General features: G+C 62.6%; 19 protein-coding genes. 11 read left to right on the top strand and 8 right to left on the bottom strand.

Features of this window, described 5'->3' with window-relative positions:
- Positions 1-253: 253 nt before the first annotated feature.
- Entirely contained in the window at positions 254-1,378 is a 1,125-nt protein-coding gene (locus tag BUB62_RS09985; protein WP_073109415.1) for an MBL fold metallo-hydrolase, read from the bottom strand.
- Between the two features lie 224 nt (positions 1,379-1,602).
- On the opposite strand from BUB62_RS09985, the gene BUB62_RS09980 reads away from it, so the two are divergent.
- The 10 genes from BUB62_RS09980 (at position 1,603) to BUB62_RS09935 (ending at position 12,058) form a co-directional block, all read left to right on the top strand.
- Positions 1,603-2,721, top strand: coding sequence for a PQQ-dependent sugar dehydrogenase (locus BUB62_RS09980; RefSeq protein ID WP_234988667.1), 1,119 nt, complete (start codon positions 1,603-1,605; stop codon positions 2,719-2,721).
- Between the two features lie 189 nt (positions 2,722-2,910).
- On the top strand, positions 2,911-3,384 hold the full coding sequence (locus BUB62_RS09975) for an ATP-dependent zinc protease family protein (RefSeq protein ID WP_073109411.1): 474 nt from the start codon (positions 2,911-2,913) through the stop codon (positions 3,382-3,384).
- A 66-nt stretch (positions 3,385-3,450) separates the two neighbouring features.
- Positions 3,451-4,404 carry a 30S ribosomal protein S6--L-glutamate ligase gene (gene rimK, locus BUB62_RS09970; protein WP_084538968.1) on the top strand — a complete coding sequence of 318 codons (954 nt, stop codon included), beginning with the start codon at positions 3,451-3,453 and terminating at the stop codon, positions 4,402-4,404.
- Between the two features lie 121 nt (positions 4,405-4,525).
- Positions 4,526-5,194, top strand: coding sequence for an OmpH family outer membrane protein (locus tag BUB62_RS09965; RefSeq protein WP_143164103.1), 669 nt, complete (start codon positions 4,526-4,528; stop codon positions 5,192-5,194).
- Positions 5,195-5,201: 7 nt separating this feature from the next.
- Positions 5,202-5,618: a hypothetical protein gene (locus BUB62_RS09960; protein ID WP_073109406.1), complete on the top strand. Its 417-nt coding sequence runs from the start codon at positions 5,202-5,204 to the stop codon at positions 5,616-5,618.
- Positions 5,619-5,697: 79 nt separating this feature from the next.
- The gene (locus BUB62_RS09955) at positions 5,698-6,762 is read left to right on the top strand and encodes a succinylglutamate desuccinylase/aspartoacylase family protein (protein WP_073109404.1); all 1,065 of its coding nucleotides are present in this window, start codon (positions 5,698-5,700) and stop codon (positions 6,760-6,762) included.
- A 346-nt stretch (positions 6,763-7,108) separates the two neighbouring features.
- Positions 7,109-7,663 carry a GNAT family N-acetyltransferase gene (locus BUB62_RS09950; protein ID WP_073109402.1) on the top strand — a complete coding sequence of 185 codons (555 nt, stop codon included), beginning with the start codon at positions 7,109-7,111 and terminating at the stop codon, positions 7,661-7,663.
- A gap of 97 nt (positions 7,664-7,760) precedes the next feature.
- Positions 7,761-8,414, top strand: coding sequence for an OmpH/Skp family outer membrane protein (locus BUB62_RS09945; protein ID WP_073109401.1), 654 nt, complete (start codon positions 7,761-7,763; stop codon positions 8,412-8,414).
- Positions 8,415-8,614: 200 nt separating this feature from the next.
- Positions 8,615-11,011 (top strand): TonB-dependent receptor, encoded by a 2,397-nt coding sequence (locus BUB62_RS09940; protein WP_073109398.1) that lies wholly within the window; start codon positions 8,615-8,617, stop codon positions 11,009-11,011.
- Between the two features lie 3 nt (positions 11,012-11,014).
- Positions 11,015-12,058: a DUF4249 domain-containing protein gene (locus BUB62_RS09935; protein ID WP_073109397.1), complete on the top strand. Its 1,044-nt coding sequence runs from the start codon at positions 11,015-11,017 to the stop codon at positions 12,056-12,058.
- 124 nt (positions 12,059-12,182) lie between these two features.
- Here the strand turns inward: BUB62_RS09935 and BUB62_RS09930 are convergent, their stop codons facing one another.
- The 7 genes from BUB62_RS09930 to BUB62_RS09900 all read right to left on the bottom strand — a co-directional run bounded on the left by BUB62_RS09930 (position 12,183) and on the right by BUB62_RS09900 (position 23,821).
- Complete coding sequence (locus BUB62_RS09930; protein ID WP_159437438.1) at positions 12,183-17,756, bottom strand: T9SS type A sorting domain-containing protein; 5,574 nt, start codon at positions 17,754-17,756, stop codon at positions 12,183-12,185.
- 75 nt (positions 17,757-17,831) lie between these two features.
- Positions 17,832-18,872 (bottom strand): hypothetical protein, encoded by a 1,041-nt coding sequence (locus tag BUB62_RS09925; RefSeq protein WP_073109393.1) that lies wholly within the window; start codon positions 18,870-18,872, stop codon positions 17,832-17,834.
- Between the two features lie 59 nt (positions 18,873-18,931).
- A complete protein-coding gene (locus tag BUB62_RS09920) occupies positions 18,932-19,150 on the bottom strand; it encodes a PID-CTERM protein-sorting domain-containing protein (RefSeq protein ID WP_073109392.1) in 219 nt (72 codons plus the stop codon).
- Positions 19,151-19,446: 296 nt separating this feature from the next.
- Positions 19,447-20,004, bottom strand: a complete 558-nt coding sequence (locus BUB62_RS09915) for a hypothetical protein (RefSeq protein ID WP_084538967.1) — start codon at positions 20,002-20,004, stop codon at positions 19,447-19,449.
- Between the two features lie 84 nt (positions 20,005-20,088).
- Positions 20,089-20,769, bottom strand: a complete 681-nt coding sequence (locus BUB62_RS09910) for an NAD-dependent epimerase/dehydratase family protein (RefSeq protein ID WP_073109387.1) — start codon at positions 20,767-20,769, stop codon at positions 20,089-20,091.
- Positions 20,770-20,880: 111 nt separating this feature from the next.
- A complete protein-coding gene (locus tag BUB62_RS09905; RefSeq protein WP_073109386.1) occupies positions 20,881-21,717 on the bottom strand; it encodes a CvfB family protein in 837 nt (278 codons plus the stop codon).
- A 187-nt stretch (positions 21,718-21,904) separates the two neighbouring features.
- Entirely contained in the window at positions 21,905-23,821 is a 1,917-nt protein-coding gene (locus BUB62_RS09900; RefSeq protein WP_143164101.1) for a BamA/TamA family outer membrane protein, read from the bottom strand.
- Between the two features lie 411 nt (positions 23,822-24,232).
- On the opposite strand from BUB62_RS09900, the gene BUB62_RS09895 reads away from it, so the two are divergent.
- Positions 24,233-25,498: a putative DNA modification/repair radical SAM protein gene (locus tag BUB62_RS09895; RefSeq protein ID WP_073109384.1), complete on the top strand. Its 1,266-nt coding sequence runs from the start codon at positions 24,233-24,235 to the stop codon at positions 25,496-25,498.
- The last annotated feature ends 63 nt before the right edge of the window (positions 25,499-25,561 follow it).

Raw genomic sequence — 25,561 nt, 5'->3', positions numbered from 1 at the left:
TTTATGCTCAACAGCACGACAGCTATTCCTGCGTTGTGGGCATGTTATGAAACCTGAATGGCAGAACAGCCGCGTAGCAGCGACAGACTTGTAGCATCCAAAGACGGAAAAAGAACAAAGCCGCGTAGCGGTGACAGCGCCGTTCGAGCGTTTCTGTCACCGCTACGCGGCTTTTGAATCAGTTCATGCGCGATTCTCTACAAACCTGTCGCCGCTACGCGGCTGTTCTGCCATTTGCGTTATGCGGCAAAAGCTACCGCCACCACGGCACCTGCGGCAGCGGCCCGGCGGCCAGCATGACGGGCTGCCCGAGTTGGGGCGTAGTCATGGGGAGGCGGAGGCGGGCGGCTTCGGCGGTGGCACGCCGGATGGGGTCGTCCCAGGCATGGTTGGCCTCCGTGAAAGCGCCCCAGTGCACCGGCAGCAACACTTTGGCCCGCACATCGAGGCTGGCCTGCACGGTTTGCTCAGGCATCATATGGATTTCGGCCCACTGGCGGTCGTACTGGCCGCACTCCATCAGGGCCAGGTCGAAGGGGCCGTGGCGCTGGCCGATGGTGCTAAAGTGCGGCCCGTAGCCGCCGTCGCCGCTGTAGAAAATGCGCTTGGTGGCCGATTTTATTACCCACGAACTCCAGGAAGTGGAATTGCGGTTGGTGAGGCCCCGCCCGGAAAAGTGCCGCGCCGGGGTGCTGATGATGGTTAGGCCCGGCAATTGTACTGAGTCGTTCCAGTCCAGCTCGTGTACTTTTTCGGGGGCCACGCCCCAGGCCAGCAGGTGCGCCCCCACGCCCAACGGCACGTAGAAATTAGCCGTTTTATCCTTCAGCCGCCGGATGCTTTGGTAGTCGAGGTGGTCGTAGTGGTCGTGCGAAATCAGCACCGCATCAATAGGCGGCAGCTTTTCGGCCGTAATGGGCAATACGGGATTGTAGCGGTTGGGCGTGAGCCAGGAAATGGGGCCCATATCCACGCTTAGCATGGGGTCGAGCAGGATATTGCGGCCGGCAATTTCGACCAGGCTAGCCGAATGGCCGAACCACGTTACGCGCACCAGATCGGCGGTTTTCCGGGTGATGGTCAGGGAATCGAGAGGCTGCATGGGCAGGGGCGCGGCGGGATTTTTATGCGGCACTTTCTCGAACAGAAAGCGCCACAATGCGGCCACGGTGCTGCCGCCGGTCATGAGAGTGGTGGGCACCAGGTTCCGGAACTCGCCATCCTCGTAATGGCCTGAGCGGGCGTAGGCCAGCTTCTGCGCTTTGGTGGGTTTGCCGCCCAATTCCGGGCTCAGGTTGGCAAAGGCCACGCCCGCTACCAGCACCAGAGCCAGCAGGCTAAGGGCCAGCCGGCCCACGATTTTGAGTGATGTGCGCATAATAAGTGAAGATGAGGGCGAAACCGCCGCTGGCTACCCAGACGAACTGATACGGCAAATATTTTAGGCCGTGCGAGCTGTAGCGCGAAAACCCGTTTCGCAACGAGCAAAGCGAGTATCCGGACCAGTGTAGTTCCAACTACTCGCTTTGCTCGTCGCGAAACGGACTTTCGCGCTACGGGGCACGCAACCTTCAACCCGCGGGCCGGGTTTGAGGCAGTATGATGCGCCGTCTCGTTCCCCTCGCTTTTCTCGCGCCGCTGGCGTTCGGTTTCACCACCGAAACCCCGCTGGCCGCCGCCGATGCCAATCTGAGCAAAATCAAGTTGCCCGCCGGCTTCACCATCAGCTACTTCGCCCAGGGCGTGAAAAGTGCCCGCGCGCTGGCCGTGGGGCCCGATGGCACCGTGTACGTGGGCACCAAAGACGACAAAGTATACGCCTTGCCCGACCGCAATAAGGACGGCCGCGCGGATGAGGTCGTCACCCTGGCCACCGGCCTGAAAGCGCCTAATGGCGTGGCCTTGCGCAACGGGGCGCTATACGTGGCCGAGATAAATCGCATCATCCGCTACGATAACATTGCTCAGCGCCTGCGACAGAAGCCCAAGCCCGTAGTGGTGTATGATAAGCTGCCCAATAAGGACTGGCACGGCTACCGCTACATTGCCTTCGGCCCCGATGGCAAGCTCTACGTGCCGGTGGGCGCGCCCTGCAACTCCTGCGAGCCCGAAGAGCCGATTTTCGGCACCATCAACCGCCTGAATGCCGATGGCAGCGGCTTTGAAACCATTGCCAAAGGCGTGCGCAACACCGTGGGCTTCGACTGGAGCCCCGTGGATAAGGCTCTTTGGTTCACCGACAACGGCCGCGACATGCTCGGCGACAACCTGCCTGCCGACGAGCTGAACCGCCTGCCCGCGCCCGGCCTGCACTTTGGCTTCCCGTATTTCTTCGCCGGCGACGTGGCCGATCCGCAGCTCAGCCAGGGCAAAGACGCCGCCACCTACACCCGGCCCGCCCGCAAGCTGGGCCCGCACGTGGCGGCGCTGGGCATGAAATTCTACACCGGCCGGCAGTTTCCGGCGCAGTACCGCAACCAGATTTTCATTCCCGAGCATGGCTCCTGGAACCGCAGCAGCAAAATCGGCTACCGCATCATGCTCGTGAAGCTTGATGCCAGCGGCAAGCAGGCCACCAGCTACGAAACCTTCGCCGAGGGCTGGCTGCAGGGCCAGAAAAGCTGGGGCCGCCCCGTGTGCCTGCTCCAGCTCCCCGACGGCTCCCTGCTCGTCTCCGACGACCAGAACGACGCCGTGTATAGGATTAGTTACAAAGGGTAGCCTGTCATTGCGAGGACGAAGGACGAAGCAATCCGTCCTCTGAAATGTAAAAAGCCCTTTTTTACTGCAAAGCCCTGACGTATGCGTTATGTCGGGGCTTTCTGTTTAACCAAGGCTCAACTCATTGTCCAGGACGGATTGCTTCGCCTTGCTCGCAATGACAGTTGTCCTCCTATATTGCCTGCTATAATGAAAAAACAGCGTATTCCGAAGCGGGTAGTGGGGCGGCGCGAGCTGGTGGATTTTCCGCAGCTCAACCTGTGGGGCGTGGAGGCGAAGGTGGATACCGGCGCTTTCACGGGGGCCCTGCACTGCTCCAATATTCATGTGGAGGCGCTGCCCGATGGGCGAAGCGTGCTGCGCGTGCTGCTGCTCGATGAGGAGCACCCCAAATTCGACGGCTGCCCGTTGGAATTTGCCGAATTCACGTTGCGCGACATCAAAAGCTCCAACGGCGAGGTGCAGGAACGCTACGTTATCCGCACCGTTATCCGGCTGTTCGGCGAAGACTTCGACACCGAATTTTCCCTCTCCGACCGCTCCGATATGCGCTACCCGGTGCTCATCGGGCGGCTGCTGCTGCGGCGCGGGCGGTTTGTGGTCGATGTGAGCCGGCGCAACGCTTCCTACCGTTTTTTGAACGCGCCCCGGCCGCGGCCTTAGCCGCATTGCGTACTTTTACCCCGCACTGCTGCTCCTCACCCTCCACCACTCCAAGCACCCCTTTCCATGAAACTGGCGATTTTGTCGCGTGAGCCGAAGCTGTATTCCACTTCCCGCCTGGTGGAGGCGGCCCGGCTGCGGGGCCACGATGTGGTGGTCATCGACCATCTGAAATGCAACCTGGTGCTCGAAAAGGGCTCCCCCGGCATCGTGTATCAGGATGCCCGGCTGGGGCCGGTTGATGCCATTATTCCGCGCATCGGGGCCTCGGCCACGTTCTACGGCACGGCCGTGGTGCGGCAGTTTGAGATGATGAAGGTGAAAACGGCCGTCGAAAGCCAGGCCATCATCCGCTCGCGCGACAAGCTGCGCTCGATGCAGATTCTGAGCCGCGCCGGCGTGGGCATGCCCAAAACGGCCTTCACCAACTACTCCAACGAGGTGACGGAGCTGATTGACCTGGTGGGTGGCGCGCCCGTCATCATCAAGCTGCTCGAAGGCACGCAGGGTCTGGGCGTGGTGCTGGCCGAGTCGGCCAAGGCCGCGCAGTCGGTGATTGAGGCGTTTCACAACCTGAAAGCCCGCATCATCGTGCAGGAATTCATTGCCGAGAGCAAAGGAGCCGACCTGCGGGCCTTTGTGGTGAACGGCGAAGTGGTGGGGGCCATGAAGCGGCAGGGCAAGGAGGGCGAGTTTCGCTCGAACCTGCACCGCGGCGGCAGCGGCACCCTCGTCAAGCTAAGCCGGGCCGAAAAAGCCGCCGCCCTGCTGGCCACCAAAGCCCTGGGCCTGGGCATTGCGGGCGTGGATATGCTGCAGAGCAAGCGCGGCCCGCTGGTGCTGGAAGTAAATTCGTCGCCGGGCCTGGAGGGCATCGAGAAGGCCACCGGGCTGGACATTGCCGGCAAAATAATCGAGTATACCGAGCAGCTCACCAAGCGCAAATCGAAGCCAGCCGGGGCCGCCACGGTGCCGGCCGCCGCTCCCATGCCCGATAGCCAGTCGGATGTGCCGTCGTAGCGCAAGCCCGGCCGGCCTGGGGTGGGCAGCTTTTCTTCGCTAATCATTCGTTTGCCGGGGTTGGCCTTAGCTACCTGGCAACGGGCTTTTCTTACGGTTTTCCTTTTTTGCTCTGCTGTTAATGCTTGCAATTCGTCGCATTCTAAGTTTGCTGCTGTTTGCCGCTCCCGTAGTGGCCGCGGCGCAGCCGGCGGCTCCCGCCCTGGCCCCAGTAGCGTCTTTGTCGCTGGCCGAGCAGGTCAGCGAGTTTTTCACCCACCTGCTCGACCCCACCGGGTTTCCGGCCCGCTGGCACTGCGGGCGCTGGACCGATTTTCACGGCTGGCTCTACATCGGGTCCGACTTCGCCATCTGGGCCGCCTACTTCATCATCCCGCTGCTGCTGATCTACTTCATCCGGCAGCGCGGCGACGTGCCCTTCAACCGCCTGTTCTGGCTGTTTGGGCTGTTCATTGCGGCCTGCGGCGCCACGCACCTGCTCGATGCCGTTATCTTCTGGGTGCCGCTGTACCGGCTCAGCGGGCTGGTGCGCCTAATTACGGCGGTGGCCTCGTGGGGCACCGTGCTGGCCCTCTACCGGGTGCTGCCCCAGGCGCTGCTGCTGCGCACGCCCACTCAGCTCGAAGAAGTGGTGCGGCAGCGCACCCAGGCGCTGGCTGAAGTGAATGAGCAGCTGCAGAGTGCCTACAACGACCTGGAGGCCAAAATCTCTTTCCGCACCCTCGATTTGGAGCACGAAGTACAGGCGCTGCGCCTGGAAAATGAGCGTCTGCGGCAGCAGGCCGGCTAGTTGGCTTTTGCCGCTTACCTTCATTAACCGTCTGACTAGTAACCTGCCCGTGGCCGACGATCCGCAATTGTACGACGTGAACCTGCTCGACTGCCCGGACGGGTGGTTTGGCGGCGCGTGGCAGGTGCGGACCCGCAGCCTGGGCCCGCCCACCATTTTCAGCCAGGCGGCCGAGCTGCACCTGCACCCCAACCCCGCCCGCCTGGAGCTGCTCGATCAGGCCAGACACCAGCACTCCGGGCACTGGGCCGTGGAGCGCGACCCAATACTGAAGCGGCCTTACCTGACCCTGGAGGCCGCCGGCGAGCAGACCCGCGCCCTGATTACCCGGCTGCGCCGCTCGTCGCAGGGCCAGTACGCCAGCCTGACGCTCTATCTGCAAAGTGGCACCGAGCTGATTCTGGATCTGCTGCCCACGCCGTAGCTTAGTCTGGGTTGCTCCCGGCGCAGTCAGGTGCCGGCGTTGCATTTCAAGGTTTCACCCAAAACTGCCGCCTGTTCTCATGCCCCACGCCAGCCCTACCGACATCTGCCTGAACGGCCTGACCATCCGGCCCGGCGAGCGGGTGCTCACGCGGCTGGTGATTTCGCGGCTGCCCTCCGGCACCGTCATTGATGTGCCGGTGCACGTATTTCGCTCCACTCAGCCCGGCCCCACGGTGCTGTTGCTGGCCGGCATGCACGGCGACGAGGTGAACGGCATTGAAACGATCCGGCGCATGGTGCGGCGCAACTTGTTGCAGCCCCTGCGCGGCACCATCATCGCCATTCCCATTCTCAACATCTACGGCTTTCTCAATTTCAGCCGCGAGGTGCCCGATGGCAAAGACGTAAACCGCAGCTTTCCGGGTCACCCGCGCGGCTCGCTGGCCAGCCGCGTGGCCCACCGCTTCATGCGCGAAATAATGCCGCTGGTTGATTGTGGCATCGATTTTCATACCGGCGGCGCGGCCCGCTCCAACATGCCCCAGGTGCGCTGCCTGCTCGGCCACCCCGATACCGACGCGCTGGCCCAGGCGTTCGGGGCTCCGTTTACGCTGCACGCGGCGCTGCGGCCCGGCTCGTTGCGCGAGGCGGCTTTTCAGCAGCAGAAAACCATTATCGTGTACGAGGCCGGCGAGTCGTTGCGGCTGGATGAGGCGGGCATTGAAATGGCCATTGCGGGCACGTTTCGGGTGCTGCACCACCTGCAGATGGTGGCCGAGGCGGCCCCGCCCGCCCGGCCCACCATTGTGTGCCTGCGCCATACGTGGTTGCGGGCCAAGTTCGCGGGCATCTTCCGCAGCCACGTCCAGAACGGCGACTTTCTGGAAAAGGGCCAGGTGTATGGCAGCGTAGCCGACCCCTACGGCGAGCACGCCGTGCGGCTGGAGTCGCCGGTGTCGGGCTACATCATCGGGCTAAACCACATGCCGGTGGTGAACCAGGGCGACGCGCTGCTGCACGTGGGCCTCACCGACCCCAAGCCCGCGCGCGTAGAGCGCAGCCCGCCGTTTCAGGAGAAGCCCGGCGGCCCCCCGGAGGCTGACCTCGACGAGCAAGTGGAGGACGACGACCCGCAGCCGTAAGATATTGCACGCGGTAAAGACGCGAAGGGTCGCGTCTTTACCGCGTTCTGAGCAGTTTGCTGGGTCGGAACTATCCGCCTGCCAATAGGTAGGCATCCCTGAAAAAAGCAGGAAGGGTGCCTATCCAGTTAGGTAGGCACCCCTGGCAAAAGTAAGAGGACTGCCTACCTGTCGGGCTGAGTTCCTGCTGCGACGCGCGCCGTTCGGTGGGGCCTCTCGCTGCACGGTGTGGAGACGCATAGTTGCGTCTCGTCGTCCGCACCGTTCAATGGGTTCGTTCAACGACGAGACGCAACTATGCGTCTCTACCTCGTGCAATTGACCATTGCCTTAACTACCCCAGGCCATGCCCGAAACCTTCCTGATCGAAACGCCGCGGCTGCGGCTGCGCACGTTCCAGCTTGCCGATGTGGCAGCGTTTGCGGCGTACCGGGCCGCGCCGGAAGTAGCCCGGTTTCAGAGCTGGGAGCCGTACTCGTATGCCCAGGCCGCCGACTTCGTGGCGGCGCAGGCTGGCCAGCCTATTCCGGCCCCGCCGGGCACCTGGGTACAGATCGGCATTGCCCTGGCCGCTACCAACGAGCTGGTGGGCGACTGCGCCCTGTGCCTGGCCGCCGATGAGCCGCGGCAGGGCGAAATCGGCATCACGCTGGCCCCGGCCTGGCAGGGGAGGGGCTACGCGGCCGAAGCCTTGCGCGGGCTATTCGCTCACTGCTTCGAGACGCTGGGGCTGCATCGGCTAATAGCCGTTACTGATTGCGAGAATGTGGCCTCGGTGCGGCTGCTGGGCAGCGTGGGGATGCGGCGGGAGGCCCACTTTCGGCAGAATATCTGGTTTAAAGGTGCCTGGGGCGACGAATATGTGTATGCGCTGCTGCGCGAAGAATGGCCGATAAAATAGCGGCAAAACCACCGTGCCGGCCAATAGCCTGCCGCTTTTTGCGTTTCTTTGGCCCGCCCTTGCCGGGCGGTTTCTCTTTTCTCTCTTTTTCCTTCGAATGAACAATCCCCTGCGCCTGATCATCGACGCGGTACTCGTGGTGGCCGTGGCCGTCCTGTTTTACCTGCATTTTTCTTCCCGCCCCGCCGTTGCGCCCGCCGCCGTGGCGCGGCCCGTGGTGGTGAAAGCCGCCACCGACACCACCGAGGCCGAGCTGGCCGCTCCGGAAACCGCCGTAGCCGTGGCCGACACCGACAAAGTGGCTTACGTGGAATCGGGCAAGCTGCTGGATGGCTACAAGGGCATGCAGGCCGCCCGCCGCGCCTTCGAGGCCAAAGCCAAAGGTTGGGAGCAGCAGAACAACAACCTAGTGCGCAGCTTCCAGACGGCCGTGCAGCAGTACCAGAAGCAGGCCGAAAGCATGAGCCCCGAGCAGCGCGCCGCCACCGAGCAGAAGCTGCAGGCCCAGCAGCAGCAGTCGGGCCAGGCCCAGGAAAAGCTGCAGCGCCAGGCCCAGGAAGAAGAAGCCAAAATGACCCAGCAGGTGCTGGAGCGCATCAATAAGCAGGTGGAAGCCTACGGCAAAGCCAACGGCTACAAGCTGATTCTGATTGCTGCGCCCAGCGGCACCATCGCCTATGGCCGCAAGGATATCGACATCACCGGCCGGGTGCTGAAGCACCTGAACGACGAGTATAGTGCCAAAAAGTAAGCCTGCGGGCGCGTGAAAACCGGAAAGCCGGCCGTTTTGGAAAACGGTCGGCTTTTTTGTGGCCGGCCGGGCGGGAGCAGCCAACCTTTTCCGGAACTTGCGCCTCTTTAGAGGCGACATACCAAACCCCGGCCGGCCGGCGTTGGGGCATAGCTTTCAACTACTTCCCTGCCTGATTTCTCTCTCCAATTTCCCTTTATATGATTCGATGTTTCCGCGCTTTTTTATTCGGGAGTCTGCTGCTGGCGGCCTCGGCGGGCCGGGCCCAGCAGGCCGGTAAGTTCACCATCAGCGGCTACGTGCGCGACCAGGCCACCGGCGAAAACCTGATTGGCGTGGCCGTGGTGAACCCCGGCACGGGCCAGGGCACGGCCACCAACACCTACGGCTTCTACACCCTCACGCTGCCCGCTTCCGCCGATTCGGTGCGGCTGCTGGTGTCGTATCTGGGCTACGAGCGGGCCCGCCTCGCGGTGAAGGCGGAGCGCAACGTGAGCCACACATTCCAATTGCGGGCCAGCAGCAGTGAGCTGGGCAACGTGGAAATAGTGGGCAGCAAAGAGGAAAAAATTGCCCAGAGCACCCGCATGGGCACCATCAACGTGCCCATCACCCAGATAAAGCTGCTGCCCGCCCTGCTCGGCGAAACCGACGTGCTGAAGGTGCTGCAGCTGTTGCCCGGCGTGCAGAGCGGCGGCGAGGGCCAGAGCGGCCTCTACGTGCGCGGCGGCTCGCCCGACCAGAACCTGGTGCTGCTCGACGGCACGCCCGTGTACAACGCCGCCCACCTGTTCGGCTTCTTCTCGGTGTTCAATGCCGATGCCATCAACAACGTGGAGCTGATAAAAGGCGGCTTTCCGGCGCGGTACGGTGGGCGGCTGTCGTCGGTGCTGGATATTTCGATGAAGGAGGGCAACATGAAGGAATTTCACGGCGAGGGCGCCGTGGGCATTGTGGCCTCCAAGCTGACTTTGGAAGGTCCTATCAAGAAGGATACCGCCTCGTTCATCATCTCGGCCCGCCGCACCTACCTCGATATTCTGGCCCGCCCGCTGATTGCCGCCGCCGCCGCTTCGGAAGGGGCGGAGGCCACCATCGGCTACTTTTTTCATGACCTGAACGGTAAGCTGAACTGGAAGCTCGGCAGCCGCGACCGGCTCTACCTGAGCGCCTACACCGGCTACGACAAGTTCTACGCCCGCACCAAAGACAACTTCAACGATGACGAGTACAGCAAGCTGAACTCGGGCCTGGGCTGGGGCAACCTGACCTCGGCGCTGCGCTGGAACCACGTGGTGAACGACCAGCTGTTTATGAACACGCACTTCACCTACAGCAAGTACCAGTTCAACGTGGGCATCACGCAGGAAGACCGCCGCCGCGACGGCGGCCCCAACGGCCAGCTGCGCACGGATAAGTTTGACCTGCGCTACCTGTCCAACATCCGCGACCTGAGCCTGAAAACCGATCTGGACTACGTGCCCTCGCCCGACCACTACATCCGGTTTGGCGGCCAATACATTCTGCACTCGTTCCGGCCCGGTGCCTTGCAGGCCAAAGACAACAGCAACCCCGAAAACGACCTGAAATCGGGGGAGCAGAAGCTGGGCAGCGAGGCCGGGCTCTACGCCGAAGACGACTACCGTCTCACCGACCGCCTGAAGGTGAACGGCGGCCTGCGCCTGAACGGCTTCTTGGTCGATAATAAGCTGTATCCGTCGCTGGAGCCGCGGCTGGCGGCCCGCTACCTGCTCACGGAGGACTGGTCGCTGAAAGCCGCTTACGCCCGCACCACGCAGTATATTCACCTGCTCACCAATAGCGGCATCGGCCTGCCCACCGACCTGTGGGTGCCCGCCACGGCCAAGGTGAAGCCGCAGCGGGCCCAGCAGATCAGCATTGGGGCGGCCCGCAATCTGCGCTTCAAAGATGAGGACTATGAGCTGAGCTTCGAGAGCTACTACAAGCCCATGCAGAACCTGATTGAGTACCGCGAGGGCGCCAGCTTCCTGGGCACTACCGACAATAAGTGGGAAGACAAGGTGACCAGCGGCAAAGGCTGGGCCTACGGGGCCGAGCTGTTTTTGCAAAAGAAATCGGGTCGCACCACGGGCTGGGTGGGCTACACGCTGGCCTGGAGCAAGCGCCGCTTCCCCGAGCTGAATCAGGGCCGTATCTACCCCTACAAATACGACCGGCGCCACGATATGTCGGTGGTGGTCATTCACACCTTCACGCCCACCATCACGCTGTCGGGCACCTGGGTATACGGCACCGGCAATGCCACCACGCTTTCGGAAGGGCGCTTCAACCTGGGCCAGGGCGGCCAGTATGAGGACTACGGCCCGCGCAACAGCTACCGCATGCGCGCCTACCACCGCCTCGACCTCGACCTGAGCCACACCAAGAAAAAGCGCTGGGGCGAAGTGGTGAACAGCTTCAGCCTGTATAATGCCTACAGCCGCCGCAACCCCTACTACCTCTACTTCCAGCAGGGCTATCAGGACTCGAATGGCAACGTGCAGCAGAAACCCAGCTACCGGCAGGTGTCGCTGTTTCCGATTATCCCTTCGTTCAGCAAGAGCTTCAAATTCTAGCCTATGAAAACGCCTACATATCTGTACCCGAAGGTGAAAAGCCTGCTGGCCCTGCTGCCGGCGCTGGCGCTGCTGCCCGGCTGCGAAACCGTGGTAGACCTACCCGAGCCGCCCCACACGCCGCGCATTGCCCTGCAATACACGCTCAGCAACACGCCGCCACCGCCCGCCAACCCGAACCCCAACGGGTCGTCGTACTACTACGATATCACCACCAGCCGGCAGCTGTTTGTGAGCAACAGCCAGCGCATCTTTGATACCAAATATCTGGAGGGCCGCGACGATGCCACGGTGGAAATCCGGAATGAGCAGGGCGCGGTGGTGGAGCGCTTCAAGCCCGCCGACCGGAATCAGGTGCAATCCTACGGGCCCGGCTCGTACGTGCCCACCATGGGCCTGCTGGGCCAGCCGGGCAAAACCTACACCCTGCGGGCCGCGCTGCCGGGCTTCGAAACCGTGGAAAGCACTCTCACCATGCCCGCCGCCCCGGTGATAGAAAGCGCCACCTTCGCGCCCCGCACCAGCGGCAGCGGCCAGTCGAACCAGACGCGGGGCCGCCTGCTGGTGACGCTGACCGACAACCCCGCCACCACCGACTACTACCTGGCCTTCGCCCGCGTGCTCGACAAGCAGGGCCGGCCCGGCAACTGGTCGCCGGTGCAGCTGGACTACGAAAGCGAAACCAGCGACTTTGAGGTGGGTACGTTTCAACTCTCCAACACCGGCTCCTACCGCGGCTACGAAATTTACCCCTACGCCGACACAAACGTGAACGGGCAGCGCTTCTCGCTCAACTCCAACGTGAGCTTCTACGCGCAGTCTTATTGCCCGCCGAACCAGTCCAACTGCCCGGAGGTGGGTTACCTGGAAGTTTTCATCAGCGCCATCACTGCCGATGCGTACAACTTCTACCAGTCGCAGCGGCGCTACAACGATGCCGACGGCAACCCCTTCGCCGAGCCCGCGCCGCTGTCGTCCAACATCAAGCCCGGCTACGGTCTGTTTGGCGGGGCCACGGATGCCACGTACCGCATCAAGCTGTTTTAGGGGCAACGCGGCGCGTTGTCAGCTCTGCAAAAGTCTTTCTCACGGGTGCGTCCACGTATTCCAAGCAGACAAAGAAAAACCCGGCCAGTCGGCCGGGTTTTTCTTTGTTCGCCTCATACGGAGCCTACTCCCGCACTAGGCGTTTTACCACGGTGCCTTCTGCCGCCCGCACCCGCATGGAGTAGACGCCTACCGGCAGCTTGCTCATGTCAAGCTGCTGGCGGAGAACTCCCCGGCGTGGCCGGCCGCTCAGCTCCTGCACCGCCTGGCCCAGCGTATTGTGCACGGTGATCTGCACGGCTTCCTGCTCCCGTAGGCCCGTCAGCTCCAGCGTGGCCGTATGGGTGGTGGGGTTCGGATACAGCTTGGCCGCGGCATCCAGCGCACTGCCCGCGGTGGCCGTAGGGCGGCTCACAATTCGGAGGTAGAAGCGCTGGCCGGTGTAGCTGGGCACCATCTGGAAGGCGTAAACCGAATCCACCAGCAGATTCTGCTGCTGCCTCAGCACCCGGTCTTCCAGAAATACCTCCGTGCCGGCGGGCAGATTGAGCATCTGGCCCGCGTTGAGCGTGTGCTGCCCGGCTTTGCTCACACGCACTCCCAGCGGAATACTGGCTGCCGCCGCCAGGCTGGGCAGGCCGTTGATGCTCAGGCCATCGGCATCGGCAATGCTCCACAGCGAGGGAATGCCGCTGCCGTTGAGCTGCACCTTGTAGGCATCGTGGTTGGGGCGGAAGTCGAGGCCGGCGTTCGGGTCGAAGTACAGCACCGTCTCATCGCCCTGGCCGAGGTCGTTGCGCACGTGCAGCCGCACGATGGGCCGCACCGCCGCCGTTGCGCGACCATTGCTGCCCCGGTTGAAAACCGGGCTGATGTAGGTGGTGTGCCGTACGTCGTTGGTCATGCTCAGAGTGGCCGTGGGCGCAGTGGCGCGCAGGAAAAAGCCCTGCATGGGGGCCAGGTCCTTGGTGCCGCCGTTCTGCCCGATGCCGTCGATGTAGCTGCTGTAGGTGCCGGTATATTTGCCCGAGGGCACGAACACATACAGTGCCTTATCGACTCCCGCTGCCGCGGGCACCTTGTCCCAGTCGATGGGGGCGGGGTAGGGGTTGCCGGCCAGGTTCCAGCCCGAGCCGGTTTGCCCGCCCCTGGTCATGGCGAAGCTGACCGCGCCGTTGCCCAGCGTGCCGCTCACGTCCACCGTCGTGGTCGGCTCGGTCTGAACGGTGTAGCCCTGGCCCGGCACCAGATTGTCGGTGGCCAGCGGCACCATCCAGCCCTGGCTGAACAGGTTCGTTGCCGTCGAGTTCAGGCGGCTTTCGTCGTACTTGAAGAACGTGGGAAAGGGCGTCACGGTATTGCCCTGGGTGTTGTAGTCCGGGTTCAGGTTGAAGCCGGAAACATCATCGGCAAACTCCTGCACGGTGGCCGTGCCCAGCTGCATCGGCGACGAATAGTGCCGGTAGCCCTGCGTGCCGGCCCCGGTGATGAACCGCTCCATGGTGCTGCGGCCCGTCACGGTGCCGCCCCCGATGGGGTTCACCACCATGGCCGTGCCGGTCGCATCCGAGAGCAGCGTCAGGTTGCCGTTGGAAGCCAGATTGCCGCTGGTCAGCGTGAGCAGGTGCCGCAGGCGCAGCGGGGTCTGGAGCGTTACGCCGGCGGGGTTGCTCACCGTCAGATCGAAGAGGCGGAAGGATGAGCCGCTGACGGTTTGGGCCGTGCTGCCGGAGCAGAGCAGCGTGCCATTGTTGGCGTTCAGGGTGCCGTTGTTCACCAGGTTGCCCAGCAGCGTCAGCGAGCCATTCAGCGTGCAGGTTGCCCCGTTGGCTATGGTCAGGTGGAGGGCCGTGGGCACGGGGCCACCAACTCCGAGCACCGGATACGTCGTCATGCCGGCCGGAATCAGAATGCTGCTCGCGCTGGTCGGTACGGTGCCGCAGCTCCAGTTGGCGGGGTCAAACCAGCTGTTGTTTACAGCGCCGCTCCAGGTGAAGGTGCCGGCCGCCGTCAGCACCAGATCGGTCCCGTTGTCGGTTCCGATGGTAGCGGGCCCACTGCCCACCACCCGAATCCGGTAGCCGGTGCCGGCCGCGGTGCCGGCCGGAATAAGCGCCGCAATGGTGCCGGTGGTGGTGCCCGTAAGGGTGCCGATGCTGACCGGGCTGCCGCTAAACACGCCCGTGGCCGAGGAAAGCTGGGCCGTGAAGACGTTGCCGGCCGTGAAGCCGGTAGCGGTGAAGGGCACACTCAGCGCGGTGCCCGCGCAGTAGCTGCCCGCCAGGCTACCCGTCTGAATACTGGCCACCGTCACCGGCGGGTTCACCACTACTGTAGTAATGACCGTGGTAGTGCAGCCATTCAGCGTAATTGTTACCTGATAGTCGCCCGCGTTGGCCGCCGTGGCCCCGCTGATGGTCTGGTTCGGCCCGGTAGCCGAGTAGTTGTTCGGTCCGGTCCAGGCGTAGGTCGCGCCGCTGATGCCGGTGGCCGTCAGCGAGATGCTGGACCCCGTAGCAACGGGCGAGTTGGAGCCGGCGGAGGCCGTAGTCAGGTTCGTGACGACCAGAGCCCCGCTGCTGTTGCTTACCAGCACCGGATTGCTGCTCACCAGCTGAATGCGGTAGCCGCTGCCGGCCGGCGTGGTGGCCGGAATGGTTGCGCTCAGCGTGCCAGCAACCGCCGCCGTCACGCTGACAGAGCCGATGACGGGGCTGCCGGCCGAAAACGCGCCATTAGCATCCGAAAGCACCGCCGAAATGGTATTGCCCGCATTGAAGGCCGGGCCGGCCGCCGTGTAGCTGAGCTGGTAGCTGGTTCCCGCGCACAGCGGCCCGCTCACCGGACTCAAGTTCAGCGTCGTAACCGGGGCTACCGGCGTGACGAGCACCCGTACCGAGGCAGAATCCGTGCAGCCCGCCGCGTTGGTAATGAAGAGCCGGTAGCGGCCCGACTGCGTCGTTTGGGCGTTGGTCAGCTGGGGGTTCTGCTGGGTGCTGATGGTGCCGGTGAAGCCGCCCGGGGGCGTAAAGGTCCAGGCATAGCTGTTGCCGGCCACGGCCGGGCCGCCCTGCAGCTGAATGGTGCTGCCGGCCGTCACCGGCGAGTTGCTGCCTACCGTTACCGTAGGCAGGGCATTCACCGTCAGGTCGGAGCCGTTGTCGTTGCTGACGATGGTGGCCGGGTTGGAGCCTACCAGCCGGATGCGGTAGCCGGCTCCCACTGCCGTGGTGCGCGGCAAGGTAGCCGTTACGGCCCCGCTGCCCAGGCCGCTGAAGCTCGCCGTGCCCAATAGCTCAGGGCTGGCAAAGGAGCCGCTGGCATCCGAAAGCTGGGCGCTGATGACGTTGCCGGCCGGAAAAGCATTGCCCGATACGCTGAACGACAGCGACCGGGGCGTGGCCGGACACAGCGGCCCCGTCAGCGGCTGCAGCGTCAGCAGCGGGTCGGTCGAAGGCTGCACCGTAACGTCCACAAAGCTCGAATACGAGCAGCTGCCCAGCGTTACGGTCACGTTGAAGCGGTTCACGCCGGGGTTGGTGGCGCTGGCCAGGGTCGGGCTCTGCTGCGTCGAGCTGAAGCCGAGCGGCCCGCTCCAGCTATAGGTAGCTCTCGCGTAGATTGGTGCCACCGTCAGGTTAATCGGGCTGCCATTAGCCACCGTAGCCGGGCCGGTGGCCTGACTTACCGGGGTCGTGTTGATAGTCAGGTTCACGCCGTTGTCGGCTCCTGTTACGGCCGGGTTCGAGGCTACCACCCGCACCCGGTAGCCGGTGCCGGCCGGCGTATTGAGCGGAATAGTGCCGCTCAGCGTGCCGCCATTGGCAGTAGAGCCGCTCAGCGTGCCCAGCAAGGGGGCGTTGGCCGCAAAAACCCCGCTGGCATCCGAGAGCTGGAAGTTGAACACGTTGCCGGTGCCAAAGTCCGCTACCCGGGTGCTGAAGGGCACCGTCATGGTCTGGCCAGCGCAGATGGTGCTCTGCGCTACGGTGCCCGTGGCAATGGCCGACGGATAGTTGTAGCTCTGCGCCGAGCAGGCCGTGCCGCCGGGCGTCGTCACGCAGATCTGGCCCGACGAGCCCCCAGCCGGGGCCGCTACGGTCAGGCTGGTGGGTGTGTTGTTGGTAATGGCCCCCGCGGCCACGCCGTTGAAGCGCACCAGCGTCGCCCCGTTCAGATCGGTGCCCGTGATGGTGACTGCCGTGCCGGCCGGGCCGCCCGCGGGCGTGAAGCTGGTGATGGTGGGGCCCATGCAGTTGAAATAGAACACCCCGGCATTGGTCATCTGAATGCCCTGCGAAATGGTGGGCAGCCGCAGCCGAAGCCGGATGCCGCGCACGTTGTTCTGCACCGTGGCCAAGGTGCGGGTCACGAGCACCGGAGCCGTCTGGTTGGCTGCCAGCGTGGCCTGGAAGTTATCTATCCTGGTCCAGGTAGTCAGGTTGCCCGAGGTTTCAATCTCCAGCGTGTAGTTCACGGCCGTGCCGTTCACATTCCGCAGGTTGAGCTGCACTTCGGAGATGGGCAGCAGCGCCGACCCCAGATCGGCCTGGGCGTAGTAATTATCCAGGAAGGTGGAGGAGCCGCTGGTGCCCACCACGCCGCCGTTGAAAATAGCTTCCGACACGCCGCCGCCCAGGCCGCTGCCGGTGTATCTGGTGGCGGGCAGGCCGGCGGCCATATTGGTGGCGCTGGCGCAGCCGCTTTTCGTGAAGCTGCGGTTCAGCACCTGGCTCCAGCCCCCGGTTGCGCTGCGCACGCGAACAAACAGCCGGTGCGGACCATCCGTAAGGCCGCTCAGATCAGCCAGCATATTCAGGCTGGGCAGGCTGGTCGCCGGAGTCGCAATCGGAATGTCGGTGGCGCTGCCGTAGCCGGGGTCGGTATCCACGTAATACTCCGCCTTGTTCAGGTTCGGAATGGTTGCCACCGTCGGGTCGTCCACGTAGAAAATGCGGCTCTGGGTATGGCTCCACCGGCCATTCACGTCGCGGGAGCGGTAGAACAGCGTATGGAAGCCCACCGGCAACGAGCCCAGGCCTACGGCGAAGGTTACGCCCGTGGCATTGGTAACGCTGCCCCCGATTGCCACGCTGGTGCCATTGCCGTAGCCAGGGTCGGTATCGACGAAATATTCTACCGCGGCCAGGTTGGCGGGTGGGGTGATAGTCGTCGCGGCCGGTTCTACATAGAAAATCTGGCGGTAGGTATGGCTCCACCGCCCGTTCACGTCGCGGGAGCGAACGGAAAGGGTGTGAAACCCGGCGGGCACGCTGCCCAAATTTGCGGTGAAGGCCACGCCGGCGGCGTTGGTACTGCCCCCGGTGATGGCCACGGCCGTTCCGCCGCCGTAGCCGGGGTCCCCATCGATGAAGTATTCGGCCCCGGCCAGGGCCGGTACCGGCCCGGTCGTTGTCGCGGCCGGCTCCTTGTACAGAATCTGGCGGTAGGTATGGCTCCAGTTGTTGGCCCCCGCCCTGGAGCGGATGGAGATGGTGTGGAAGCCCGGCGTAAGCGGGTCCAGCGAAGCCGTGAAGGCCAGGCTGCTGAGCGTGGTGCCCGGCGTGGCCGACAGCGTCAGGGCCGTGCCCTGGCCGTAGCCGGGGTCAGCGTCGAAGAAATACTCCACCCGGTCGAAATTGGGTGGAACCTGGGCGTAGAGCGGCACGAGCGGTGCCGCCACGGCTGCTATCAGCATCACCAGCATAAGCCGGCAACGCTGCATTAGGCGCGGGAAGTCCATCAGAAAAAAGGAAGGAAGCCGGAGCCCACCCTAATTATTGGACCGGGTGCTGATGGTGGCGTTGAGCGTATTGCCCGACACCGACTGGTTGAACTGGTAAATGGTCGGCACGCTCGGAATGCCCGCAATGCGGTAAGGATTCGGCCCGCCAAAAGCTCCCAGGCTCGCGCCATTATCGCCGGTACCGATGGCCGGGTTCGGGGCCGCTTTCAGCTGGAAAGCCCCATCTGTGGAGGCCGTGCCGCCCACGAACATGGCGCTGGGCGAGATGTTCTGCTGGTTGCCGTTGGCAGTGCCAAATGCGGCATTGCCGCTGATGTTGTAGCTGTAGGAGTTGTTGCGCGGGTTGAAGTTGGCACCAGTGCTAGTGTAGGTCATTATATTGTTCTTGATAACGGCGTTATCAAGATTGATACCCGAGAAACTGTTGCCCGCCAAGTTGCCAATGACATTATGAGCGATGATGATGTCGCTCATACCAGTATACTGACCTGAAGAGCCAAGGCCACCGATAATGATGTTATTGGAGATGTTGACGTTGCTGACGGTATTGGGGCTGCTAGGGTAGATGTTCAGACTGGCTTCAAAATAGTTATGCCTGATTATGGTGTTGCTGATCGTAGCAGTAGCTCCCGTCTGACCATTATAGCCGATGTAGGTAGTCGATATTCTGTTACGCTCTACTATCACGTCATTCGCTACCACGGAAAGGGTGCTATTGATATAACAGCCCATAATGCGCGAGCTGGCGCTGCCGGTATTGAAGGTAACCACCCCTGTTATTGATTCCTTGTCGGTCAGCTGCAGCCCCGGATTCTGGTCCAGGAAATAGCCACTGCCGATAATAGTCAGCCGCTTGGTACAATTCAGGTTGCCATACGTAAGGTCCGTCGGCTCCAGGTAGATAAAGTCGCCGTTGCTGGCTGCATCGTGGGCAGCCTGCAGGGTGGTATAGATGTTGGCCCCGGTGATACCGGAATTGTTGCAGCGGCGGGTGGTCTGGGCCTGGGTGGTGAGGGCCGTAGCGCCCATGAGCAGCAGAGCGAGCAGGGAACAGAAGAGGTTTTTCATAGATGCTGGCAGAAAAGGTTGAAGAGGAAAGCCGAAAGAGTAGGGGGTAGGGCGCGCTATCAGCGCCGGCGCAGGCGGCGCAAACCATAAGCCGCGCCCGCCGCCAAAAGCAGCGAGACACCGCCATCGATGGGCACGTTTTCCGCGTTGGGGCCGGGGCCGCCGTCGCCGGGGGCCTGCGCCTGGGCCAGGCCGGCCGCACCCAGACACAGAGCGGCCAACACCACAGCTCGTCGGCACTGCCGAGCAAACTGCGGGAGCAGTAGATGATTTTTCATGCGTTGGGAGGGTTAGGTGAAAAAGCGGAACTCCGGCAGGCTCATTTCTTGGAGCAGGCAGGCTAAGCACAGTATAAAATATAACGATTGCAATATTAAATTTGACTATTATTAATAATGGTGCAAATTCAGTGGTAGCACTTAGTAGTTGGGCCGTTGCCATCCGTACTGGCCCGTAGTGGTGCATCCGTACCAGCACGGACGAAAAAAAGCCCGGCCGGAGCATCGCTCCAGCCGGGCCTAAGAAGAAGTAGTAAGGAAGTAGCCGGATAGTGGTCCGGCCAGAATGAAATTCGTTAGAACGTGAAGCGCAGGCTCACGGCAGCATCGTTGTAGAAGCCGGTGTAGCCGTTAAACACTTCGAAGAAAGGCTTGTAATCGACGCCTACCACGAAAGGCAGGTCCTGCAGCTTGTACTCCAGGCCCAGAATCAGGTCGGCCCCTACGGCAATGTAGGATTCCTCGTCGTAGCGGTAGTCGCGGATGACGTAGATGTCGCCCTTGCGGCCTTTGTAGTAGTAGCGCTGATCGGCGAAGTAGTAGCGGCCCTGATAGGAACCCGCGTGGAAGCCGGCCCCGTAGTAGAACTGCAGGCCTTTCACGTCGGCCACGCTCTTATGCTTCTCGCCCAGCAGGGTGAGGCGCACACCTTTGGCTTTGTACTCCGTCGTGACCAGGGCTTCCAGCGCCACGCCGTTTTTGCCGCTCAAAAAGTGCTTGATGGTAAGCCCCGAGGAGTAGCCGCCGCCGCGCAGACCAATGCCCGTGCCGTAGCCCGAACTGCTGCCACCGCCGCCACTGCTCTTCTTTTTAGATTGGGCGTTAGCCGCCAGGCCTGGCAGCAGGAGGAGCAAAAAGAGAAAAGGAAAACAAAAACGCTTCATAAGCCAACTGCTGGTAAGAGAAATGAGAAGTAGGACAAAAGTAAGCAACTCCCACTAAACCTTGCGCATCGGCGCGTGGGCCGCCGCTATTTCATCGGACAAATGCACGCGCACGCCGCCGCCATCGTCTTCGGCAGCCAGCAGCATGGCGCGGGCCACCGTGGCGGCCGGCACCGCCCGGTATTTGCGCAGCGGCCCCACCAGCACGGGGTTCAGCAGCCGCAGCAAAACGGCGGCAAACTGCTCGCCGCTCCGCTTTTCGCCCCGCTCGCCGAGCAGCAGCGACGGCCGAAAAATATGGATGGCCCGAAACGGTGTCTGGCGCACGGCCTTTTCCATCTCGCCCTTCACATGGTTGTAATAGATGCGCGAGTCCGAATCGGCCCCCATCGACGACACGACCATGAACTGCGCCGCGAAGTTGGCGGCCGTCACGGCGGCCAGCTTCACCACATATAAGTAATCGACCTTGTAAAAAGCCGTTTTGGAGCCCGCCTGCCGCATGGTAGTGCCCAGGCAGCAAAACACGTCGTCGGCAATCAAAGACAGGCGGTGCTCCTCCAGGCAGTCCAGCTCCAGCACGCGCTGCTCCAGCTTGGGGTGCACGTGCGGCACGGGGCGGCGGCCTACGGCAATGACTTTGGAATAGCGGTCGGAAGCCAGGAGCAGGGGCAGCAGCTGGCTGCCAATCAGGCCGCTGGCTCCGGCAATGAGAGCGGTTTTGTTGAGTTTCATAGGTGCGCTGGTGCGGAGTAGGCGGGCCGGCCGAAAAGCAGCCAGCCCGACAGTTGCATACGCAGGAATGCCGCCCAGGAATGAAACCGGAGCCCAAGAATTCAGTTTGGGCTATTCTCCGCTCAGCAGCCGCGTTTCGGTAGGCAGCAGCTGCACCAGACCGCGCTTGTAGAGCGTGCCCAAGGCCTTTTTGAACACTTTCTTGCTCATGCCCAGGCGGCGGTAAATATCGTCCGGCTCGCTTTTGTCAGAAAGCGGGAGCGTGCCGCCGCCGGTGCGCAGGGCCGCTAGCAGCGTGTCGGCGGCATCGAGAGCTTCGTCGTAGCCGGCCTTCTGCAGGCTGATGTCGAGCTTGCCATCGGGGCGCACCTGACGCACGTAGCCGGTGGGCGTGTCGCCCAGGCGCAGCGGCCGGAATACTTCGTTATGGTACAGCAAACCCTGGTACAGGCCATCCACAATCACCTTGTAGCCCAGGTCGGTTTCATCGGCCACAAACAGGGCCACCGCGTCGCCGGCCTGGCCGGGAAAGGGGGCATCGGGCAGATACCGCTCCCACTTGGCGCTGGCCACGATGCGGTCGGAGGTGTCGTCGAGATACACGAAAATCGTCACGCGCTGGCCGGGGCGCAGGTCGCGGTGCTGGTTGCGGTAGGGCAGCAGCAGGTCTTTTTCCAGCCCCCACTCCAGAAAAGCGCCCACCTGCGACACATCGCGCACGGTGAGGGCGGCAAACTGGTTTACGCGGGCCAGCGGCTCCAGGGTGGTGGCAATGAGGCGGTCTTCGGAATCACGGTACACGAACACGCGCAGCCGGTCGCCGATCTGGGTGCCTTCAGGCACGTATTTGCCCGGCAGCAGCAGGTCGCCGTCATCGGAGGTGAGGTAGAGGCCGAAGTCCACCGCGCGGGCTACTTCCAGTTCGTTAAAATCGCCGAGCGCAAGCATGAGGTGAAGTTGTGAGATTGTAAAATTGTGATTTGGGACAGGCAAAGGTAACCTTAAAGCCAGCCTGTCCTGCTACGCTCGGCGAAGGACCTCCTCCACTTCGTTGTCAACATAATTGCCATTGCAGTAGAGGTCCTTCGCTGAGCGCAGGAGTACAGCCAACTTCACCCTTCACAATTTCACCACCCTACTCATACCGCGCCGTGCCGGGCTGGTCGAAGCTGAAGTCGCTGAAATCATAGTAAGGGCGGGCGCTTTCGAAGATGCGGATGCCGTTGGGCGAGTTCTGGCCGCGCGGATAGAAGCCCAGCAGAATCTGCACCGTGCGGATGGCGGTGTACTCGTTGCGGAAGCGCAGGCCCAGGCCCACGCCGCTGTAGGGCGTTTGGCGGAAGGGCAGCTCGCGACCGGGCCTGGTGGCCAGCCAGGCCGCATCCAGAAAGCCCACGGCCGCCATGCGGAAGCCCAGCAGCGACACAGGCGTAAACACGGTGGCCTCGTAGTTAATCACAAACCGGCTGGTGCCGCGCAGGTCGGTTTCGGGCTGAAAGCCGCGCAGGCCCCGCTCGCCATCAATGGCCAGCAGCTGCTCGCCGGGGCGCCGGTTGAAGCCGATGACGGAGCGGTTCCAGAAGAAGTGCCGCCACTGCCAGTTGCCGGTGTGGTAGAGGCGGGTGAAGTAGAGCAGCTCGGTGCGCAGCAGGCCCTGCTGCCAGTCGTTGTCGCGGGTGCGCACGTAGCTGCCAAACTCGCCGCTGAGGTACAGGTAGCCGCTGCGCACGCTGTAGCCGGCCGTGGAGGCCCGCAGGGCGTAGTAGCGGCGGTTGTCTAAGGAGTTGCGCTCGTAGCCGGCCGTCAGGCTCAGGAGCGAGCCGGCGGGCACGTCTTCGGTGCGGCCGAAGCCGAACAAATATTTGTCTTTGTAGTAGCGGCGCACGCTGTAGCCCACGGTGCCCAGCATCAGCATATTATCGACAAAGCCCGGGTCGGGGCGCACCAGAAAATCGGTGTTGATGGTGCGGGCCGACACGATGAGGCGCCCGGGGTTTTCGTAGCCCAGGTCGTAGCTGCGCAGGTGCAGGGCGCGGCCCACCCACACATCCTGCACGTTGTAGCGCAGGGGCTCAAACACGTAGGGCTCGCCGGGGGCGGGCACGGCAATGGTTATGCCCCTATCAATCATGTTGAAGGAGGCCGCGCCGGCGTATTTGGTATTCACCGAATAAAACCCGCGTGCCGCCGACAGGCCGGTTTCGCGGTACTGGTACGTGTTGCGGTAGGTGGCCTGGGCATTCACGAAGTGGCGAAACGGCACCACGTAGCTGCCTTCGTAGCTCCAGCTCTGGGGCTCGGTGCGGCCGTATTCCAGGCGGTTGCGAAACTGGTGGCCCTGGCCCAGAAAGTTCACGTCGCGCAGGGCCACCACGCCGGCTCCCACATCGCGCAGCTGAATGGAGCCGCCGATGCTGAACAGGTCTTTGGTAATGATCTGAATATCGACGCTGTCCTGGTTGGTGGTGGCCTCGTTCACAAACACGCGGGCATCCAGAATCTCAGGCGTTTGGCGCAGCAGACGCTCCGACTCGGCCAGGGCCTGGGGCTGCAGCTCCTCGCCCAGCCGAAACAGCAGCACCTGCCGCACCCGCGTGCGCACGGTTTTGATGTGCAGGGCGTTGGCGCTCTTTTCCAGGATGTTTTTGGGCTGCCGTAGCGGGTCGCTGATGCTGTAGCCGAAAGCATCGAGCGTGCTGATGCTGATGGTTCGGATGACCTTGTAGTTGTGCTGGTCGAACTGCCGGTCGAGTAGCTGGGCATCGAGGCCGGCGCGGTCTTCGCTGCGGGCCGTGAAGTTGAAGATGGCCGAAGCGGCCTTGCCGGCAATGGTTTTGCGGCGGGTATAGTTTTTCAGGCCCAGCAGCACTTTTTCCTCATCGAAGCGGCGGCGCAGCGAGTCGCGGCGCGTTTCGGGCTGGGTGCGGGCCGAGTCGGTGATGACGGGCCGGGTAGGCTGCTGCGCCCGCGCCGCGCCGGCCATGCATAGCAGCGCGGCTACCAGCCGGCAGCAGCGTCGGAGCAACGAAGCAGGACCAAGGCGAAACATCATCAAAAATACCCAACACAACGGCCACGCGGCAAGTGCAACCACGGCGGCCGGAACGATAAGCCGCAAGGTACGATTTGCCGGCCCGCAGCCGCAAGCGCTGGTAGGGCGCTTGCCTGTCATCCTGAGCAGAGCGAAGGACCTTCCGCACAGTTTACTGCTCCTGTCTTTCAACGCACAAAGCCCTTTGCCACGCGAGATAGTAAAGGGCTCTGCTCATTTCAAAAGGTTTGTTACCTAACGGAGGAAGGTCCTTCGCTCTGCTCAGGATGACAGTTCTTTTGGCGACACCATTTTACGGCGACTCAACCAAATATCTCATCCGCACAAGAAACTTTTCCTAAAAAAATTAGCTTAACAATAGGTTGCTAAATCCAAACCAGGCAACTATTTTTAAGCCGTAAACAGCGCCAGATGAACGAGCGGATTCAGGAAAAGCTAAGTATATTAGCCGATGCGGCCAAGTACGACGTGTCGTGCTCGAGCAGCGGGGGCAAGCGCAAAAACGAGAACCGCGGCCTGGGCAATGCCGAGGGCATGGGCATCTGCCACAGCTACACCGAAGACGGCCGCTGCGTGAGTCTGCTCAAGATTCTGCTTACCAACCACTGCATCTTCGACTGCGCCTACTGCGTGTCGCGCCGCTCCAATGACGTGAAGCGCGCCGCCTTCACCGTGGACGAAGTAGTGGACCTGACCATGAACTTCTACCGCCGTAACTACATCGAGGGCCTGTTCCTGAGCAGCGGCATCTTCTCCTCGCCTGACTACACGATGGAGCGCCTGGTGCGCATTGTGAAAAAGCTGCGCACCGAGCACAAATTCAACGGCTACATTCACGTGAAAGCTATTCCGGGTGCTTCCGAGGAGCTGATTTCGGAGGCCGCGCTGTATGCCGACCGCCTGAGCGTGAACATTGAGCTGCCCTCGGAAATGGCGCTGCAGAACCTCGCGCCCGAGAAAAACTACCAGGAGATTCTGACCCCGATGGCCCAGATTCGAGACGGAATCCGGCAGAATAAGGAGGAAAAGGCATTGTTCAAGAAAGTGCCGCAGTTTGCCACCGCCGGCCAGAGCACCCAGCTGATTGTAGGCGCTTCGGCGGAAACTGACCACCAGATCATCCAGCTCACGGACTCGCTCTACAAAGGCTACGGACTGAAGCGTGTGTACTACTCCGGCTACATTCCCATCACCGACGATGCCCGCCTGCCCCAGCTCACGCAGCCGCCCATCATCCGGGAGCACCGCCTCTACCAGACCGATTGGCTCATGCGCTTCTACGGCTTCGAGGCCGACGAAATCCTGGACCCCGCGCATCCCTACCTCGACCTCGAAATTGACCCCAAGCTGGCCTGGGCCCTGCGCAACCGCCACGTTTTCCCGGTCGACGTGAATACTGCCGACTACGAGATGATTCTGCGTATTCCCGGCGTGGGGGCGCGGTCGGCCAAGCGCATTGTGGCGGCCCGGCGCTTCACCACGCTCACCCTGGATCATCTGCACAAGTTCGGGGTGGTGCTGAAACGGGCCAAGTTCTTCCTCACCTGCCGCGGTCAGGCCCTCGAAGCCCGTGACCTCGACGAGCAGGCCATCCGCCGCCAGATTCTGTTCGGCGCGGGCTCCGTCCGCTCCGCCCTCGTCACCCAGCAGCTCGATTTATTCGCCCAAGCGGGGTGATGTGCTGATGTGCTGGTGAGATGATGTGTCAATGGACACACCGCCGCTCTGAGATTGAACCAG

The organism is Hymenobacter daecheongensis DSM 21074 (assembly GCF_900141805.1).
GTDB classification, from domain to species: domain Bacteria; phylum Bacteroidota; class Bacteroidia; order Cytophagales; family Hymenobacteraceae; genus Hymenobacter; species Hymenobacter daecheongensis.
Note: the sequence above shows the minus strand (reverse complement) of the source record. Positions and strands in the feature narration are given on the sequence as shown.

Excerpts from the sequence above, each read along its gene's own strand:
- BUB62_RS09985 (WP_073109415.1), bottom strand. The coding sequence starts at position 1,378 with ATGCGCACATCACTCAAAATCGTGGGCCGGCTGGCCCTTAGCCTGCTG.
- BUB62_RS09980 (WP_234988667.1), top strand. The coding sequence starts at position 1,603 with ATGCGCCGTCTCGTTCCCCTCGCTTTTCTCGCGCCGCTGGCGTTCGGT.
- BUB62_RS09975 (WP_073109411.1), top strand. The coding sequence starts at position 2,911 with ATGAAAAAACAGCGTATTCCGAAGCGGGTAGTGGGGCGGCGCGAGCTG.
- rimK (WP_084538968.1), top strand. The coding sequence starts at position 3,451 with ATGAAACTGGCGATTTTGTCGCGTGAGCCGAAGCTGTATTCCACTTCC.
- BUB62_RS09965 (WP_143164103.1), top strand. The coding sequence starts at position 4,526 with ATGCTTGCAATTCGTCGCATTCTAAGTTTGCTGCTGTTTGCCGCTCCC.
- BUB62_RS09955 (WP_073109404.1), top strand. The coding sequence starts at position 5,698 with ATGCCCCACGCCAGCCCTACCGACATCTGCCTGAACGGCCTGACCATC.
- BUB62_RS09950 (WP_073109402.1), top strand. The coding sequence starts at position 7,109 with ATGCCCGAAACCTTCCTGATCGAAACGCCGCGGCTGCGGCTGCGCACG.
- BUB62_RS09945 (WP_073109401.1), top strand. The coding sequence starts at position 7,761 with ATGAACAATCCCCTGCGCCTGATCATCGACGCGGTACTCGTGGTGGCC.
- BUB62_RS09940 (WP_073109398.1), top strand. The coding sequence starts at position 8,615 with ATGATTCGATGTTTCCGCGCTTTTTTATTCGGGAGTCTGCTGCTGGCG.
- BUB62_RS09935 (WP_073109397.1), top strand. The coding sequence starts at position 11,015 with ATGAAAACGCCTACATATCTGTACCCGAAGGTGAAAAGCCTGCTGGCC.
- BUB62_RS09930 (WP_159437438.1), bottom strand. The coding sequence starts at position 17,756 with ATGCTGATAGCAGCCGTGGCGGCACCGCTCGTGCCGCTCTACGCCCAG.
- BUB62_RS09925 (WP_073109393.1), bottom strand. The coding sequence starts at position 18,872 with ATGAAAAACCTCTTCTGTTCCCTGCTCGCTCTGCTGCTCATGGGCGCT.
- BUB62_RS09920 (WP_073109392.1), bottom strand. The coding sequence starts at position 19,150 with ATGAAAAATCATCTACTGCTCCCGCAGTTTGCTCGGCAGTGCCGACGA.
- BUB62_RS09910 (WP_073109387.1), bottom strand. The coding sequence starts at position 20,769 with ATGAAACTCAACAAAACCGCTCTCATTGCCGGAGCCAGCGGCCTGATT.
- BUB62_RS09905 (WP_073109386.1), bottom strand. The coding sequence starts at position 21,717 with ATGCTTGCGCTCGGCGATTTTAACGAACTGGAAGTAGCCCGCGCGGTG.
- BUB62_RS09900 (WP_143164101.1), bottom strand. The coding sequence starts at position 23,821 with ATGATGTTTCGCCTTGGTCCTGCTTCGTTGCTCCGACGCTGCTGCCGG.
- BUB62_RS09895 (WP_073109384.1), top strand. The coding sequence starts at position 24,233 with ATGAACGAGCGGATTCAGGAAAAGCTAAGTATATTAGCCGATGCGGCC.